The organism is Kribbella jiaozuonensis (assembly GCF_005233875.1).
GTDB lineage: Bacteria > Actinomycetota > Actinomycetes > Propionibacteriales > Kribbellaceae > Kribbella > Kribbella jiaozuonensis.
This window is the reverse complement of record NZ_SZPZ01000001.1, coordinates 113,209-128,012: the sequence shown is the minus strand read 5'-3', so window position 1 is coordinate 128,012 and position 14,804 is coordinate 113,209. Positions and strand designations below refer to the sequence as shown.

Here is a 14,804-nt window from a genome sequence, read left to right as displayed (position 1 = left end):
GGGTGTGCCGGGAAGTCTGGTCGGCGTCCGTCCGACCGACCCCGAAATGAAGGGCCGACATGAGCCAGCACCCGCGGATCCGGCAGAAGAAGCGCGCGTTCCCCCGCATCCTCGGGCGCGAACGGGCGTTCCTCGCCGACACGCTGCGTGCTGAGACCACCGGCGGGTTGTTGTTGCTCGCGGCCACTGTCGTCGCGCTGGTCTGGGCGAACTCACCGTGGCAGGACGCGTACCACCACGTCCGCGACGTCCAGCTCGGCCCGCTGACGGTCGAGGCGTGGGCGTCGGACGGGGCGCTGGCGTTGTTCTTCTACCTGGCCGGTGTCGAGCTGAAGCGCGAGCTCGTCGTCGGCACGTTGTCGAAGCTCAACGAGGCCGTCGTACCGGTGGTCGCGGCGATCGCCGGAATGGTGCTTCCGGCAATCATCTATCTGGTCACCAACCTGGTCTCGGACGACGGCAAACCGCACGGCTGGGCGGTGCCGACCGCGACCGACATCGCGTTCGCGCTGGCTGTGCTCGCGATCGTCGGCTCGTCGTTGCCGAGTGCGCTGCGGGCGTTCCTGCTGACGCTGGCCGTGGTGGACGACTTCGGCGCGATCCTCGTGATCGCGGTGTTCTTCTCGCACGGCTTCCACCTGCTCTCGCTGCTCGCCGCGGTCGTCCTGATCGCGCTCTGGTACTTCCTCCAGCGACGCCGCGTCCGTACGCCGTTCCTGTACATACCGATCGCACTCGCGACGTGGTGGTTCATGCACGAGTCCGGGATCCACGCCACGATCGCCGGCGTCGCGCTCGGGCTCGTCACCCGCGTCGTCGCGGATCCAGGCGAGGAGCACGCCCCGGCCGAGCGGATCGAGCACCGGCTGCGGCCGTGGTCCGCGGGTGTCGCCGTACCGGTGTTCGCACTCTTCGCCGCAGGCGTGACGCTGAGCGGGACCGCCGTACGGCAGATGCTGACCGATCCCGTCGCGATCGGTGTGGTCGCCGGGCTGCTGGTCGGCAAGTCCGTCGGGGTGTTCGGCGGTTCGTGGCTGACCGCACGCTTCACGCGGGCCGAGTTGAACTCCGACTTGGCCTGGCGCGACGTCGCCGCGGTGTCCGTGCTGGCCGGCATCGGGTTCACGGTCGCATTGCTGATCGCCCAACTGGCGTTCGGATCGGATGCGGCCCAGGTCGAGCGCGCCAAGGCCGCCGTACTGGTTGCCTCGGTACTGGCCGCGTTGATCGCCGCGCTCCTACTGGCTCGCCGAAACCGCGCGTACGCCGATTGACCGCGGGTACGGACTGTAGTGTCGGGGCACGGACGTGTGGGAAGGAGTTGCGATGTCGATGGGGCAGAACGGGGACGAGCCCACGGTCGGCCAGCTTGTCGCGAACGCCAGCAAGGAACTGTCCAGCCTGGTCCGCGGTGAGGTCGAGCTCGCCAAGACCGAGCTGAAGAAGACCGCGGTCGCAGCCGGGACCGGCGCCGGGTTGTTCGCGGCGGCCGCGTTCCTGGCGCTGCTCGCGGTCATCCTGCTGAGCATCGCCGCGGCGTACGGACTGACCGCGGCCGGCCTGCACCCGGCCATCGCGTTCCTGATCGTGGCCGGGGCCTTCCTGCTGATCGGCGCGATCCTGGTGTTCATCGGGATGCGGGCGCTGAAGAGCGCTAAGGGCCCGGAGCGGACGATCGAGACCTCGAAGGAGTCGGTCGAGGCGCTCAAGGCGATCGGCAAGGGCGACGGGGAGCACGCAGCCCTGCCTGAGTCGGGCGTACGGCGCTGAGCCCGGCGGGAGTCGTCGATCTGCTGGTCGACGGCCCCTGGTCGCACTCGCTCGTCGCGGCCAACGGGGCCCGGTTCCACGTGGCGGAGTGCGGCGCGGCGGACGACCCGCTCGTCCTGTTCCTGCACGGCTTTCCCGAGTTCTGGTGGGCCTGGCGACACCAACTGCCGGTGATCGCGGCCGCCGGTTACCGCGCGGTGGCGATGGACCTGCGCGGGTACGGCGCCAGCGACAAGACGCCGCGCGGATACGACCCGTACACCGCAGCAGCTGACGTCTCCGGCGTGATCCGCTCGCTCGGCGCGACCGACGCGGTCGTGGTCGGGCACGGCTGGGGTGGCTTCATCGGCTGGTCAGCCGCAGTACTGGCGCCTCGGCAGGTCCGTGGGCTGGCCGCGGTGTCGGCGCCGCATCCGCTCGTGTTGGCTCGTGCCGGCCGGGCCAAGGCGTTGAGCCGGACGGCGTGGTTCCAGCTACCGGTCTTTCCGGAACGGCGATTGCTCGCTCACGACGGCATCCACATCGAGGGCCTGCTCCGCGCCTGGGCCGCGCCGGACGGCACCTTCCCCGACGCGGAGGCGTCACGCCGCTACCGCGCAGCACTCCAGGTGTGGCCGGCGCCGCACTGCGCCCTCGAGTACCACCGCTGGTTCGCTCGATCCCGGTTGCGACCGGACGGTCGCAAGTACTCGTCGCGGATGCGTACGCCGGTCGCCGTACCCGTCCTGCAGGTCAACGGCGCCCAGGACTCCGCCATCTCCCCGACCACGTCCACCCCGGCCGGCCTCGTCACCGCGCCCCTACGGGACGAGCTCATCGCCCCAGCCGGCCACTTCCCCCACGAGGAAACACCGGACCTGTTCAACAGGCTCGTCGTGGACTGGTTGAAGTCTTTTCCGGCGTAGGACAGCCGCCGAGGGGCTCGACACCGGTCGGATAACCGATCGTCCCGGTGACCTTCCAGACGCCGTCGACCCTCTCGATACGGTACGTCGGCAGGTAGCCGCGACCGCAGTCGTAGAAGATGCTGACGGCAACCTCCTGGTGATCGCCCTTGTCGACGATCGGACCGACCGAGATGCTTGCCACGCGCCTACCGTCGCAGGCATTTCCGGAGTCTCGCCCGTTCCAGACCACCGGTGCGACCGGCGCGACCACCTGCTCGATCCGCTTCCGGTCCTCCGCAGTGAACTTCACGACGGGGGGGCGGGGTCGCCCCCGACGGGAGGGTCCACGGCCGATCCCCCGGCCCGGACACCTCGATCGACTGCCATCCGCCGGCCGGGGCGAACTGACGCGCGATGGCGACGATAGCGGCGCCCCAGATGTCGCCCGGCTCAGTGGCGGCCGCCACGGGCGGCGCAGGATCCGGTCGGTCGGCACGGTGTACGCCGTACAGAACGCCGGCGAGTACGGCGAGGACCGCGGCGGCCGCGAGCAGGATCGGGCCGGGGTGGCGGCGTTTCGTCGCCTCAGGCAACTGACGGACCAAGGTCTCCCGGTCCGCGAAGGTTTCGCGGAGGAGGTCGCCGAGCTCCTCATCGGTCAGCTTGGTCATCTCAGGCCTCCTCTTCGGGTAGCCGGTCGCGAAGCGTTGCCAGGGCCCGGGCGGCGTTGGAGCGAACGGTGCCGGGCGTGATACCCAGAACCTCGGCGATCTCCGCGTCCGGCAGATCCTCGTAGTACCGCAGGACCAGGACGGCGCGTTGTTTGCGCGGCAGGCCGGCCAGCAGTTGCCAGGTGGCGTCGCGCTGGGCCTGGCGGGCGCTGAGGTCCTCGCTGGTCGGCTGCTCGATCGGCTCGGCGAGCGGTACTTCGTTGTTCTTCAGCAGCCGGCGCCAGCTCAGGAACTCGTTGACCACCATCGTCCGCAGGTAGGCCTCAGGATGTTCGAGCTCGCTGATCTGCTCCCACCGGCGATGTGCCCGCGCGAGGACCGCCTGGACCAGGTCCTCCCCGGTGTGCACGCTCCCGGTCAGCATCAGCCCGAGCCGCAGCAGCCGCTGCTGACTCGACTGCACCAGCTCGTCGAAGGGGAGCGCCCGAGTTGTCACCGCCACACCCCTTCAACGCGATGACCACTCCGTCCTGCTGCATCAGGTGCAGGACTGGGTGGAAACCTCTTGAGTGGCGCTGGTGCCGGTGCGGGCGTCGGTGGAGACTTGTTCGGCGGTGAGGACGTAGCCGGTGCGGTTGTCCTCGACGGAGGCGGCGAAGACCACGCCGTACACGGTGCCCTTGGCCGACAGCAGTGGGCCGCCGGAGTTGCCGGGGCGGACCGAGGCCCAGATCGAGAACGCGTCGCGGGTGACCGTCTTGTCGCCGTAGATGTCCGGGCCGCGGAGCCGTTCCTCGGAGCGGATCCGGGCCGGCTCGGAGTCGAACGGACCGTTCTCCGGGTAGCCGAGCACGACCGCCGAATCGTCGGCCTTACCGGTGGAGTCGAAGGTCAGCGGCTGCTCTTTCAGGTTCGGCACGTACAGCACCGCGATGTCGGTCTCGGGGTCGAACACGACGACCCTGGCGTCGTACTTCTTCCCGTTCACCTCGACCGACGGCGAACTGACACCGGCCACGACGTGTGCGTTCGTCATCACCCGCTGCGGCGCGTACACGAACCCGCTGCCCTCGAGACCGCGCGAGCAGCTCGCGACCCCGGTCACCTTCGCGATCCGGGTGTACGCCGACCGCACCGGCTGCTGCCGCGCGATCGCGCTGTCCGGCGGCTGGGTCTCGCGGATCCGCTCCGGCACGAACGGGTCGAGGAACCGCGGGAACAGATCGGTGTTGACCACGTCGTTGAACGACTGCAGCGCACGGTCCGCACTGTTCGGCAGGAACTCGTCGACCTTCGCCAGCACCTGCGATCCGCGGACCGCCGACGTCACGCTCGGGATCCGCGCCCCGCTCACCGCGACGCCGAGCACCCAGGCCACGATCAGCACCGACGCGGCCGCCAGTGCGGCGCCGCCGAGCGCGTCGAGGAAGCGGATCGGTTTCCAGGACAGTCGATTGCGCACTCTGGTGCCGACCATCGCTCCGAGCATTCGCCCGAGTGCGGCCAGTCCCACCACCAGCACGAGGGCAGCGAACGACACCGTCACGCTCGGTGAGAAGTGGTCCAGGATCCTGGGGACACCCCAGACGCCGATCGCGGCGCCACCGAGCAGGCCGAGCGTGGCGCACGCCCCGAGTACGAATCCTTCGACGTACCCCGAGATCGCCACCAGTGCCGCGGTGCCGAGCACCGCCCAGTCGAGCCAGCTCATTCCACGCCTTCCGACTTGTCCCCGTGCCTCCGCCAGGCCGCCTCGACCAGTCGGTCGGGCAACGGTACGACGACCGAGGGGTCCCAGTCGCGGCGCCATCCGCCGAGAAGGAGCAATTTATCCAGCAACCCGGCGGTGAAACCCCAGATGTAGAGGTCGCCGACGACGAACGCCGGACCGGTGAACCCGGAAGGATGCAGGCAGCTGATCCGGTTCGCCGGGTCGGCGAGCGCGCTGATCGGCACCTCGTGCACGGACGCGACCTCGGCCGGGTCGACCACCGCGACCGGCGACGGCTCGCGCCACCACGCCAGCACCGGCGACACGCCGAAGTTGCTCACCGGAACCCAGAGCGCCGGCCAGATCGAGAACGGTACGACGCCGGCCGGGTCCAGCCCGGTCTCTTCCTCGGCCTCACGCAATGCGGTCCGGACCAGACCCTCGTCGCCGGTCCCGTCCTCGGGATCGGCTTCCCCGCCCGGGAACGCCATCTGCCCGGCGTGGCTGCGCAACGTCCAGGCCCGCTCGGTCAGCAGCACCTCGGGACCATCGTTGCCATCAGCAAGCAAGATCAGGACGGCGGACTTCCGTACCGACGGATCGTCCGGCGGCAGGAACCGGGACAACTGGCTCGGGTCGACGTCGTCGGACGCCTTCGCCAACGGCTGCAGCCAGTCCGGGATCTCCACGTCGAAGGTCATCGCGCGTGATCCTCCACCAACTGGTCGAGCTGCTGCTGCGAGGTGAGTACGCCGCGATGCACGAACGCGACCGCGCCGTCCTTGTCGATGAACGCGGTCAGCGGCGGACCGCCGATCTTCAACGCGCGCTGGATCGCCTTGTCCCGATCGACGACGTGCGGATACGTCAGCCCTTCATCGGCCGCGAACTTCACCGCCAACTCCGGCCGCGGGTCGTCGTAATCGATCCCGAGCATCTTCACCGTCCCCGCCTTCGCGAGGTTGGCCAGGTACGGCGCTTCGTCGCGGCACGGACCGCACCACTGCGCCCACACGTTGATCACGAGCGGACCGCGGAGGTCGGCGAGCCGGATGTCGGGGCCGCTGCCCAGACACGGCAGGCTGACATCCGGGAGGCCGTTCGTCGTCGGAGGTTTCGAGGGCGTCGAGGGACAGGCCGTCAGCTTGTCGGCGCCCGCGACCGGTGGCGTGCTGGAAGCGGCCCCCGGCTTCTCGGTGCCGCAGGCAGCCAGCAGGATCGCGAGCGCGACGCCCGTCGCCGTACAGACCAGTGGCAGGCGGCGGGACGTCGTACGCGATCGTGCCGGGAGGTTCACGCCGGGACCTTCACCAGCTTCGCGGCGACGTCCGGGTCGGTCGGGCCGGTGCCGTACGACGGGCACCACTGGGCGATCGGGCAGGCGCCGCAGGCCGGCTTCTTGGCGTGGCAGCGGCGGCGGCCGTGGAAGATCAGCCGGTGCGACAGCATCGTCCAGTCCTTCTTCGGGAAGAGCTCGCCGATGATGTGCTCGACCTTGACCGGGTCCTCCTCGGCGGTCCAGCCGAACCGACGGACCAAGCGGCCGAAGTGCGTGTCGACCGTGATCCCCGGGATGCCGAAGGCGTTGCCGAGGACCACGTTGGCGGTCTTCCGGCCGGTGCCCGGGAGCTTGACCAGCTCGGTCAGCTTGCCGGGCACGATGCCGTCGTAGTCGTCGACGAGGGCCTGGCCGAGCTTCATCACGCTGTTGGTCTTGGCCCGGAAGAAGCCGGTCGGCTTGAGGATGGCCTCCATCTCGTCCCGGTCGGCCTCGGCGTACGCCTGGGCGGACGGGTACTTCGCGAAGAGCGTCGGGGTCACCCTGTTGACCGTGACGTCGGTGGTCTGGGCCGACAGGATCGTGGCCACCAGCAACTCGAGCGGAGTGCTGAAGTCCAGCTCGCAGTGGGCGTCCGGATACGTATCGGTGAGCACCTTGTGCATTTTGCGGGCCCGCCGGACCAGCTGGGTGTGGGTCTCGTCGACGAACACCGGGGCCTTGCGGGGGAGGTTCAGCGAGACCGTCGGGAGGGCTCCCGGGACTGGTTCCGCGACACGCGGGGATGGCATGGAGGCAAGCCTACGTGGCGGTGCCGACACCGGAGGGGCTACGGTTTTGTGGCGACCGGGTGTGAACGACCCGGTGCCGGACGGGGCAGATCCCCCGCTCGCAGTCGTGGTCGAAGGTCCTAGGAGGCCCAAAGTGGATGCCGCAGTGCTCCGACAGGCACCGCTGTTCAGTCAGCTCGACGACGAGGCGGCCGACGCCCTGGCCGCATCGATGTCCGAGAGTCGGCTGCGGCGCGGCCAGGTGCTGTTCCACGAGGGCGACTCCGGCGATCGGCTGTTCGTCGTGGTCGAGGGCAAGGTCAAGCTCGGCCGGACGTCGGCCGACGGCCGGGAGAACCTGATCGCGGTGCTCGGCCCGGGCCAGATGTTCGGTGAGCTGTCACTGTTCGACCCGGGACCGCGGTCCGCGACCGTGACCGCCGTCACCGACGCCTCCTTGATGTCGCTGACCCACGACGAGCTGCTCCGCTGGCTGGACGGCCGCCCCGCGGTGGCTCGCGGCCTGCTGCTGCAGCTGGCCGGCCGGCTGCGCAAGGTCTCCGACGTGGTCGCCGACCTCGTCTTCTCCGACGTACCGGGCCGGGTCGCCAAGGCCCTGCTCGACCTGGCGAGCCGCTTCGGCCGCACGGCCGACGACGGCGTACACGTCCACCACGACCTCACCCAGGAGGAGCTGGCGCAGCTCGTCGGTGCCTCCCGCGAGACCGTGAACAAGGCGCTGGCCGACTTCGCCTCCCGGGGCTGGGTCCGCCTGGAGCCGCGCTCCGTAGTACTCCTCGACGTCGACCGCCTGCAGCGGCGGGCGCGCTAGCCGTTCAGGTAGTCCAGCTGGGCCCGCACCGAGCGTTCGGCGGCGGGCCAGAGGGTCTTGTCGACGTCGGCGTACACGTGTTCGACGATCGCCTCCGGGGTGGTGTGGCCTTCGGCGACGGCTGCGCGGACCTGGTTCAGGCGTTCCTCGCGGTGGTCGAGGTAGTAGGTGAGTACGGCGGCGGGGTCGTCGATGACGGGGCCGTGGCCGGGGAGCAGACGTTCTACGCCGGCCGGGGAGTTGGCGAAGGCGCGGAGGCGGTTCAGGGAGTCAAGGTAGGGGCCTAGGGCACCATCCGGGTACGCGACGACCGACGTACCGCGGCCGAGGACCGTGTCGCCGGTGAGCAGCGAGCCGTCCTGCGGGAGCCAGAAGCAGACCGAGTCGAGCGTGTGGCCGGGGGTCGGGAGGACCTCGATGCGCAGGCCGTCGGCGGTGATCACATCGCCCTCTCCGAGGCCGTGCGCGTGGTCGGTGGGGATCCGGAAGGCGGGGTCGACGGCGCGTACGCCGCAGCCGGCCCGGTTGGCGAACCAGGCGGCGCCCTCGGAGTGGTCCGGGTGTTTGTGGGTCAGGAGTACGACGGCTACCTTGCCGGCCGCCTCCAGGACCGCGGTCAGGTGGTCCTCGAGCATGGGGCCGGGGTCGACGACGACCGATCGCTCGCCGTCGGGCGCCTTGAGGATCCACGTGTTGGTGCCGTCGAGCGTCATCGGGCCGGGGTTGTCGGCCCGGATCAGGGTCGCGTACTCAGTCATGTGGTCTCCAGATAGGCCTGGTCGCCGTCGATGCGCACGGTGGGCATGATCGTCCGGATCTCCCGGTCGCCCGCACCGGCAAGGATGCTTTTGACGTCGTCGTACTGCGTGAGGTCGCGGCAGCAGAGGTAGGTCGGGGGCAGCATCAGCACCTCGCCGGCGTCGACGGCGGCGACCGCGTCGGCTGGGCGGATCCAGGTGACCTGGTCGGACTCGCTGGTCACGTCGCGGGTAACCTGGCCGGCGGGGAGGGCTGCGACGAAGAACGCGGTGTCGTAGCGCTTGGGCTCGAACTCCGGGGTGATCCAGTGCGCCCAGGCGCCGAGGAGATCGGCTCGCAGCAGGAGACCGCGGCGGTGGAGGAAGTCGGCGAAGCGCAGCTCGCCGGATTCGAGGGCTACGCGGTCGGCTTCCCAGTCCGCGCCGGTGGTGTCTCCGACGACCGTCTCGGTGGACGGTCCGGCGAGCAGGACGCCTGACTCCTCGAAGGTCTCACGGACCGCGGCGGCGACGTACGCCGCAGCCAACTCCGCGGAACACCCGAGCCGCTCCGCAAACACGCTCGGCGGCGGTCCCGACCACGAGTCGGCAATCGCCGAGTCAGCCGGATCAACCCGCCCACCCGGAAACACCGTCATCCCCGCCGCAAACGCCATCGTCCGCTGCCGCCGCAGCAGGTACACCTCGAGTGGTGCGTCACGGAGCAGGATGACTGTGGACGCCGGTCGGGGGGCGACCGGCGTCCGGGAGCCGCGGGCGTACTCGAGGGCTGTTTCGGCCATTCGGCCGGTCATCAGTTCGGAGTTCAGGTCCCGCACGGGATGGTTAACCGACCTCGACGATGAGTTCGACCTCGACGGGGGCGTCCAGCGGGAGGACCGGTACGCCGACCGCGCTGCGGGCGTGCTGACCCGCCTCGCCGAAGACCTGGCCGAAGAGCTCGGAGGCGCCGTTCGCGACCTGCGGCTGGCCGGTGAAGTCCGGTGTGGACGCGATGAACGCGACCGCCTTGACGATTCGCTTCACGTTCGCCAGGTCGCCGATCTCCGCCTTGACCGCGGCCAGCGCGTTCAGCGCGCACTGCTGCGCGCACTCGCTGGCAACCTCCGCACTGACCTCATCCCCGACCTTCCCGGTGGCGATCAGCGTGCCGTCGCGCAGCGGCAGCTGGCCGGAGGTGTAGACGAGGTCACCGGTCCGGACCGCCGGGACGTACGCGGCGACCGGCTTCGCCACGTCGGGCAGCTTCAGGCCGAGCTCGGCGAGCTTCTCCTCGGGGTGGCTCATTTGTCCTCGATCTCCCGCTTGAAGTAGGCGACCAGGTTCTCCGGGTTCATCCCCGGGACGACCTGGACCAGCTCCCAGCCGTCCTGGCCGAAGTTGTCCAGGATCTCCTTGGTCGAGTGGACCAGCAGCGGCGCGGTGAAGTACTCGAACTTCTTCATGAAGGGGACTCTAACGGTGTGTCCTGGGCCACGTCCTACCCTGGGACCATGGCGCGACTGCACGTGGTCACCGGTAAGGGGGGCACCGGGAAGACAACCGTTGCGGCCGCTATGGCTCTGTCCCTGGCGGACGAGGGCAAGCGGGTTCTGCTCTGCGAGGTCGAGGGCCGTCAAGGGCTCGCCCAGCTCTTCGACGTACCTCCTCTGCCGTACGTCGAACGCCGCATCGCCCAGGGACCCGGCGGCGGTGAGGTGTTCGCGCTCGCCGTGGACGCCGAGGCCGCGCTGCTGGAGTACCTCGACATGTACTACCACCTCGGCCGCGCCGGGAAAGCGCTCGAGAAGGTCGGCGCGATCGACTTCGTCACCACGATCGCGCCGGGGCTCCGCGACGTACTGCTCACCGGCAAGGTCTACGAGGCGACCCGCCGTAAGGCGCACGGGCGGCTCGCGTACGACGCCGTCGTGCTGGACGCGCCGCCGACCGGGCGGATCGGACGCTTCCTGAACGTGAACCACGAGGTCGCCGGACTGGCCAAGGTCGGGCCGATCCGCAACCAGGCCGACGCGATCATGGGCATGCTGCGCTCCGACGTCACGCGGGTGCACCTGGTCACGCTGCTCGAGGAGATGCCGGTCCAGGAGACGTTGGACGCGGTCGAGCAGCTGGAGAAGATCGATCTGCGGATCGGGTCGATCGTGGTGAACATGGTCCGCAACAGCCCGCTCGACGACAACGCGCTGGCCCTTGCGGTGAAGGAGAAACTGCCCACCGCGGAGCTGACCAGGGGCCTCAAGGCGGCCGGGATCACGATCGGCGACGACCTGGTCGGGACGCTCGCGGCCGAGGCGCACGACCACGCGATCCGGGTCGGGCTCGAACGCGAGAACCGCGACCGGATAGATGCCCTGGGCAAGAAAGTCGTCGAGCTGGAACTGCTGCCCGAGGGCATCGACCACGGAGCCTTGTTCGATCTGGCGGAGGAACTGCGCGCATGACAGAGCTGGATCTGGACGCGCTGATCGACGACGCCGGGACGCGGATCATCGTCACCTGCGGCGCGGGTGGGGTCGGCAAGACGACGACAGCTGCGGCGCTGGGGCTGCGGGCGGCGGAGCGGGGGCGGAAGGTCGTCGTACTGACGATCGACCCGGCGCGACGGCTGGCGCAGTCACTCGGGCTGACCGAGCTGGACAACACCCCGCGCGCGGTGGCCGAGGTGGATGTGGCCAACGGCGGGCGGCTGGACGCGATGATGCTCGACATGAAGCGGACGTTCGACGACGTCGTACTGCAGCATGCGACGCCGGAGAAGGCCGAGCAGATCCTGGCGAATCCCTTCTACCAGGCGCTTTCCTCGTCGTTCGCCGGCACGCAGGAGTACATGGCGATGGAGAAGCTGGGCCAGCTGCACAAGCAGGCCGAGCAGACCGGCGACTGGGACCTCATCATCGTCGACACCCCGCCGTCGCGATCCGCGCTGGACTTCCTGGACGCGCCCGAGCGGTTGGCCTCGCTGCTCGAGGGGCGCTTCCTCCGGTTGCTGTTGGCGCCGGCCCGCGGTCCGTTCAAGCTGATGTCGGCCGGCGTGAACATGGCGATGTCGGTGCTGAACAAGGTGCTCGGCGCGCAGGTGCTGACCGACGTACAAACGTTCGTTGCGGCCTTCGACACGTTGTTCGGCGGGTTCCGGCAGCGGGCCGAGCAGACGGTCGCGTTGCTGCGCGAGCCGCACACCGCGTTCCTCGTGGTGGCCGCGCCGCAGAACGACGCGTTGCGCGAGGCGTCGTACTTCGCCGAGCGGTTGCGGGCGGAGGGAATGCCGCTGGCCGGCGTCGTGCTGAACAGGGTGACGAGCTCGCAGGCCACGGAATTGTCGGCGCAGCGGTCACTCGCTGCAGCCGAGAAGCTCGAGGAAGCGGACAAGTCGCCGTTGACGGCCGCAGTACTGCGGTTGCACGCGGACAAGATGCAACAGGTCGTGGGCGACCACCGCCGCGCCGACCGCTTCCGCCGTGGCCACCGTGCGATCCGGACCGTCGAGGTGCCGGCGCTCGCGGACGATGTGCACGACCTGACCGGTCTGCGCCAGATCGGTGACCTGCTGACCGCATGATTACTTGATTTCACCGTCAGCGAACACCCCGAAGCCCCGGGAATGACCTGATGGCGCCAATGGTTGAGCCTGTCAGACTCAACTTGGAAAAGGGTGTGACAGCGTGACCGATACGTTGAATCTTCCGGTACTGCCGCTGGACGACGTCGTGGTCCTGCCGGGAATGGTCGTGCCGGTCCGACTCGCCGACAGCGAGGCCCGGGCGGCCATCGACGCCGCGCAGGCTGCGGGTCAGGACCAGGTGCTCCTGGTGCCGCGGCTGGACGGTAACTATGCCAAGGCCGGAACGCTCGGTGAGATCGAGCAGATCGGCCGGCTGCCGGGCGGTGCCCAGGCGGCCGTGATCCGCGGGACCCAGCGGGTCCGCATCGGCGCCGGTACGGCCGGCCCGGGTGCGGCGCTGTGGGTGGGCGCGACGGTGATGCACGAGATCACCGACGACCGCTCCGCCGAGCTGGCCCGCGAGTACAAGACTCTGACGACCTCCGTGCTGCAGCGTCGCGGCGCGTACCAGGTCATCGACTCCATCAAGCAGGTGGACGACCCCTCCGAGCTGTCCGACCTGGCCGGCTACGCGTCGTACCTGAGCAACGAGCAGAAGTCCTGGCTGGTCGAGAACGCGAACGTGTCCGAGCGGCTGGAGAAGCTGATCGGCTGGGTCAAGGACCACCTCGCCGAGCTCGAGGTCTCCGAGACGATCCAGAAGGATGTCCAGGAGGGTATGGAGAAGCAGCAGCGGGAGTTCCTGCTGCGCCAGCAGATGGCCGCGATCCGCAAGGAGCTGGCCGAGCTGGACGGTAAGGCCGAGTCCGAGGAAGAGGACTACCGGGCCCGCGTCGAGGCGGCCGACCTGCCGGAGCACGTCCGCAAGGCCGCGCTCACCGAGGTCGACAAGCTCGAGCGGACCGCTGAGCAGTCCCCCGAGGTCGGCTGGATCCGTACCTGGCTGGACACCGTCCTCGAGCTGCCGTGGAACGAGCGGACCGAGGACAGCTACGACATCCGCGAGGCGCGGGCCGTGCTGGACGCGGACCACGCCGGTCTGGATGACGTGAAGCAGCGCATCACCGAGTACCTGGCCGTACGGCGTCGCCGCGCGGACCGTGGTCTCGGCGTGGTCGGCGGACGCCGCAGTGGCGCCGTACTGGCCCTGGTCGGTCCGCCTGGTGTGGGTAAGACCTCGCTGGGTGAGTCCGTGGCCCGTGCGATGGGACGGAAGTTCGTCCGGGTCGCTCTGGGTGGTGTGCGGGACGAGGCCGAGATCCGCGGTCACCGGCGTACGTACGTCGGTGCGCTGCCGGGCCGGATCGTCCGGGCGATCACCGAGGCGGGTTCGATGAACCCCGTCGTACTGCTGGACGAGATCGACAAGGTGGGTGCGGACTACCGGGGCGACCCGACGGCCGCGCTGCTGGAGGTCCTGGACCCGGCGCAGAACCACACCTTCCGGGACCACTACCTGGAGGTCGAGCTGGACCTGTCCGACGTGGTCTTCCTGGCCACGGCGAACGTACTGGACTCCATCCCGGCGCCGCTGCTGGACCGGATGGAACTGGTGCAGCTGGACGGGTACACCGAGGACGAGAAGGTCATCATCGCCCGTGACCACCTGCTCCCGCGTCAGCTGGAGCGGGCGGGCCTGACAGCGGACGAGGTGAAGATCGAGGACTCGGCGCTGCGGGTGCTCGCGGGTGAGTACACCCGGGAGGCCGGCGTACGGCAGCTGGAGCGGTCCATCTCCCGCGTACTGCGGAAGGTGACGGCAAAGCTGGCCCTGGGCGAGGAGCTGGGCGCCCTGACGATCGGCGGCGACAACCTGAAGGAGTACCTGGGTTCGCCGAAGTTCACTCCGGAGTCGGCCGAGCGTACGGCGCTTCCGGGTGTGGCGACCGGCCTGGCGGTGACCGGTGCGGGTGGTGACGTGCTCTTCATCGAGGCGTCGCTGGCCGACAAGGAGACCGGCCCGACCGGAGTCACGCTGACCGGACAGCTCGGTGACGTGATGAAGGAGTCGGCGCAGATCGCCCTGTCGTACCTGCGTTCGCACGGCGCGGAGCTGGGGCTGCCGGTAGGCGATCTGGCCGAGCGGAACACCCACATCCACGTACCGGCCGGTGCCGTCCCGAAGGACGGACCGTCGGCGGGTGTGACGATGACAACGGCGCTGGCATCGCTGCTGTCCGGACGGCCGGTCCGTTCGGAGGTCGCGATGACCGGTGAGGTGTCGCTGACCGGACGGGTGCTCCCGATCGGTGGGGTGAAGCAGAAGCTGCTCGCCGCCCACCGGGCCGGGCTGACCACGATCCTGATCCCGAAGCGGAACGAGCCTGACCTGGAGGACGTGCCGGCATCCGTGCTCGCGGAGCTGACCGTTCACCCGGTGAGCGATGTCCGCGAGGTGCTGGAGCTGGCCCTGGAGCCGGCCGAGGTACAGGCACACCAGTACGCCGCGTAACGCAGTACAGCTGTAGTCAGCAGCGAGGGCCCGAGCGATCTGCTCGGGCCCTCGTCCTTTTGGATGAACTTTGTCCAGCAGGTGTGACTGAAGTCATAAGCGGAGCGGT

General features: G+C 69.5%; 18 protein-coding genes. 7 read left to right on the top strand and 11 right to left on the bottom strand.

Annotation, left to right across the window (positions count from 1 at the left end; all coding sequences use genetic code 11):
• Positions 1-59: 59 nt before the first annotated feature.
• The 3 genes from nhaA (at position 60) to FDA38_RS00660 (ending at position 2,675) form a co-directional block, all read left to right on the top strand.
• Positions 60-1,274, top strand: coding sequence for a Na+/H+ antiporter NhaA (nhaA, locus tag FDA38_RS00670; protein WP_137252127.1), 1,215 nt, complete (start codon positions 60-62; stop codon positions 1,272-1,274).
• A gap of 52 nt (positions 1,275-1,326) precedes the next feature.
• Positions 1,327-1,770 carry a phage holin family protein gene (locus tag FDA38_RS00665; protein WP_137252126.1) on the top strand — a complete coding sequence of 148 codons (444 nt, stop codon included), beginning with the start codon at positions 1,327-1,329 and terminating at the stop codon, positions 1,768-1,770.
• Positions 1,771-1,850: 80 nt separating this feature from the next.
• On the top strand, positions 1,851-2,675 hold the full coding sequence (locus FDA38_RS00660) for an alpha/beta fold hydrolase (protein ID WP_233714440.1): 825 nt from the start codon (positions 1,851-1,853) through the stop codon (positions 2,673-2,675).
• Here the strand turns inward: FDA38_RS00660 and FDA38_RS00655 are convergent.
• Genes FDA38_RS00655 through nth form a run of 7 tightly spaced genes read right to left on the bottom strand, consistent with a single transcriptional unit; the run spans position 2,632 to position 7,109 of the window.
• Entirely contained in the window at positions 2,632-2,859 is a 228-nt protein-coding gene (locus FDA38_RS00655) for a hypothetical protein (RefSeq protein ID WP_137252124.1), read from the bottom strand. The genes FDA38_RS00660 and FDA38_RS00655 overlap by 44 nt on opposite strands.
• A 4-nt stretch (positions 2,860-2,863) precedes the next feature.
• The gene (locus FDA38_RS00650) at positions 2,864-3,328 is read right to left on the bottom strand and encodes a hypothetical protein (protein WP_137252123.1); all 465 of its coding nucleotides are present in this window, start codon (positions 3,326-3,328) and stop codon (positions 2,864-2,866) included.
• Between the two features lies 1 nt (position 3,329).
• Positions 3,330-3,824, bottom strand: a complete 495-nt coding sequence (locus FDA38_RS00645) for a SigE family RNA polymerase sigma factor (protein WP_137252122.1) — start codon at positions 3,822-3,824, stop codon at positions 3,330-3,332.
• Between the two features lie 42 nt (positions 3,825-3,866).
• Positions 3,867-5,039 carry a MarP family serine protease gene (locus FDA38_RS00640; protein ID WP_137252121.1) on the bottom strand — a complete coding sequence of 391 codons (1,173 nt, stop codon included), beginning with the start codon at positions 5,037-5,039 and terminating at the stop codon, positions 3,867-3,869.
• Complete coding sequence (locus FDA38_RS00635) at positions 5,036-5,740, bottom strand: NUDIX hydrolase (protein WP_137252120.1); 705 nt, start codon at positions 5,738-5,740, stop codon at positions 5,036-5,038. The genes FDA38_RS00640 and FDA38_RS00635 overlap by 4 nt, the downstream gene beginning before the upstream one ends.
• A complete protein-coding gene (locus tag FDA38_RS00630; RefSeq protein ID WP_233714439.1) occupies positions 5,737-6,336 on the bottom strand; it encodes a TlpA family protein disulfide reductase in 600 nt (199 codons plus the stop codon). The genes FDA38_RS00635 and FDA38_RS00630 overlap by 4 nt, the downstream gene beginning before the upstream one ends.
• A complete protein-coding gene (gene nth, locus FDA38_RS00625; RefSeq protein WP_137252119.1) occupies positions 6,333-7,109 on the bottom strand; it encodes an endonuclease III in 777 nt (258 codons plus the stop codon). The genes FDA38_RS00630 and nth overlap by 4 nt, the downstream gene beginning before the upstream one ends.
• A 133-nt stretch (positions 7,110-7,242) precedes the next feature.
• Here nth and FDA38_RS00620 point away from each other — a divergent pair, with 133 nt between their 5' ends.
• Positions 7,243-7,920: a Crp/Fnr family transcriptional regulator gene (locus FDA38_RS00620; protein WP_137252118.1), complete on the top strand. Its 678-nt coding sequence runs from the start codon at positions 7,243-7,245 to the stop codon at positions 7,918-7,920.
• On the opposite strand, the gene FDA38_RS00615 is transcribed toward FDA38_RS00620, so the two are convergent.
• From FDA38_RS00615 to FDA38_RS00600, 4 genes are read right to left on the bottom strand one after another with little or no spacing between them, the layout of a single operon-like run.
• Positions 7,917-8,678 carry an MBL fold metallo-hydrolase gene (locus FDA38_RS00615; RefSeq protein ID WP_137252117.1) on the bottom strand — a complete coding sequence of 254 codons (762 nt, stop codon included), beginning with the start codon at positions 8,676-8,678 and terminating at the stop codon, positions 7,917-7,919. The genes FDA38_RS00620 and FDA38_RS00615 overlap by 4 nt on opposite strands.
• Positions 8,675-9,460 carry an NUDIX hydrolase gene (locus FDA38_RS00610; protein WP_233714438.1) on the bottom strand — a complete coding sequence of 262 codons (786 nt, stop codon included), beginning with the start codon at positions 9,458-9,460 and terminating at the stop codon, positions 8,675-8,677. The genes FDA38_RS00615 and FDA38_RS00610 overlap by 4 nt, the downstream gene beginning before the upstream one ends.
• Positions 9,461-9,503: 43 nt before the next feature.
• Positions 9,504-9,965, bottom strand: a complete 462-nt coding sequence (locus FDA38_RS00605) for a RidA family protein (RefSeq protein ID WP_137252115.1) — start codon at positions 9,963-9,965, stop codon at positions 9,504-9,506.
• Complete coding sequence (locus FDA38_RS00600) at positions 9,962-10,123, bottom strand: DUF4177 domain-containing protein (RefSeq protein WP_130386959.1); 162 nt, start codon at positions 10,121-10,123, stop codon at positions 9,962-9,964. Before FDA38_RS00600 ends, FDA38_RS00605 begins: the two co-directional genes overlap by 4 nt.
• Positions 10,124-10,171: 48 nt before the next feature.
• Here FDA38_RS00600 and FDA38_RS00595 point away from each other — a divergent pair, with 48 nt between their 5' ends.
• The 3 genes from FDA38_RS00595 to lon all read left to right on the top strand — a co-directional run bounded on the left by FDA38_RS00595 (position 10,172) and on the right by lon (position 14,695).
• Entirely contained in the window at positions 10,172-11,122 is a 951-nt protein-coding gene (locus FDA38_RS00595) for an ArsA-related P-loop ATPase (RefSeq protein ID WP_137252114.1), read from the top strand.
• The gene (locus tag FDA38_RS00590; protein ID WP_137252113.1) at positions 11,119-12,240 is read left to right on the top strand and encodes an ArsA family ATPase; all 1,122 of its coding nucleotides are present in this window, start codon (positions 11,119-11,121) and stop codon (positions 12,238-12,240) included. Before FDA38_RS00595 ends, FDA38_RS00590 begins: the two co-directional genes overlap by 4 nt.
• Positions 12,241-12,343: 103 nt before the next feature.
• Positions 12,344-14,695 (top strand): endopeptidase La, encoded by a 2,352-nt coding sequence (gene lon / locus FDA38_RS00585; protein ID WP_137252112.1) that lies wholly within the window; start codon positions 12,344-12,346, stop codon positions 14,693-14,695.
• Positions 14,696-14,804: the final 109 nt, after the last annotated feature.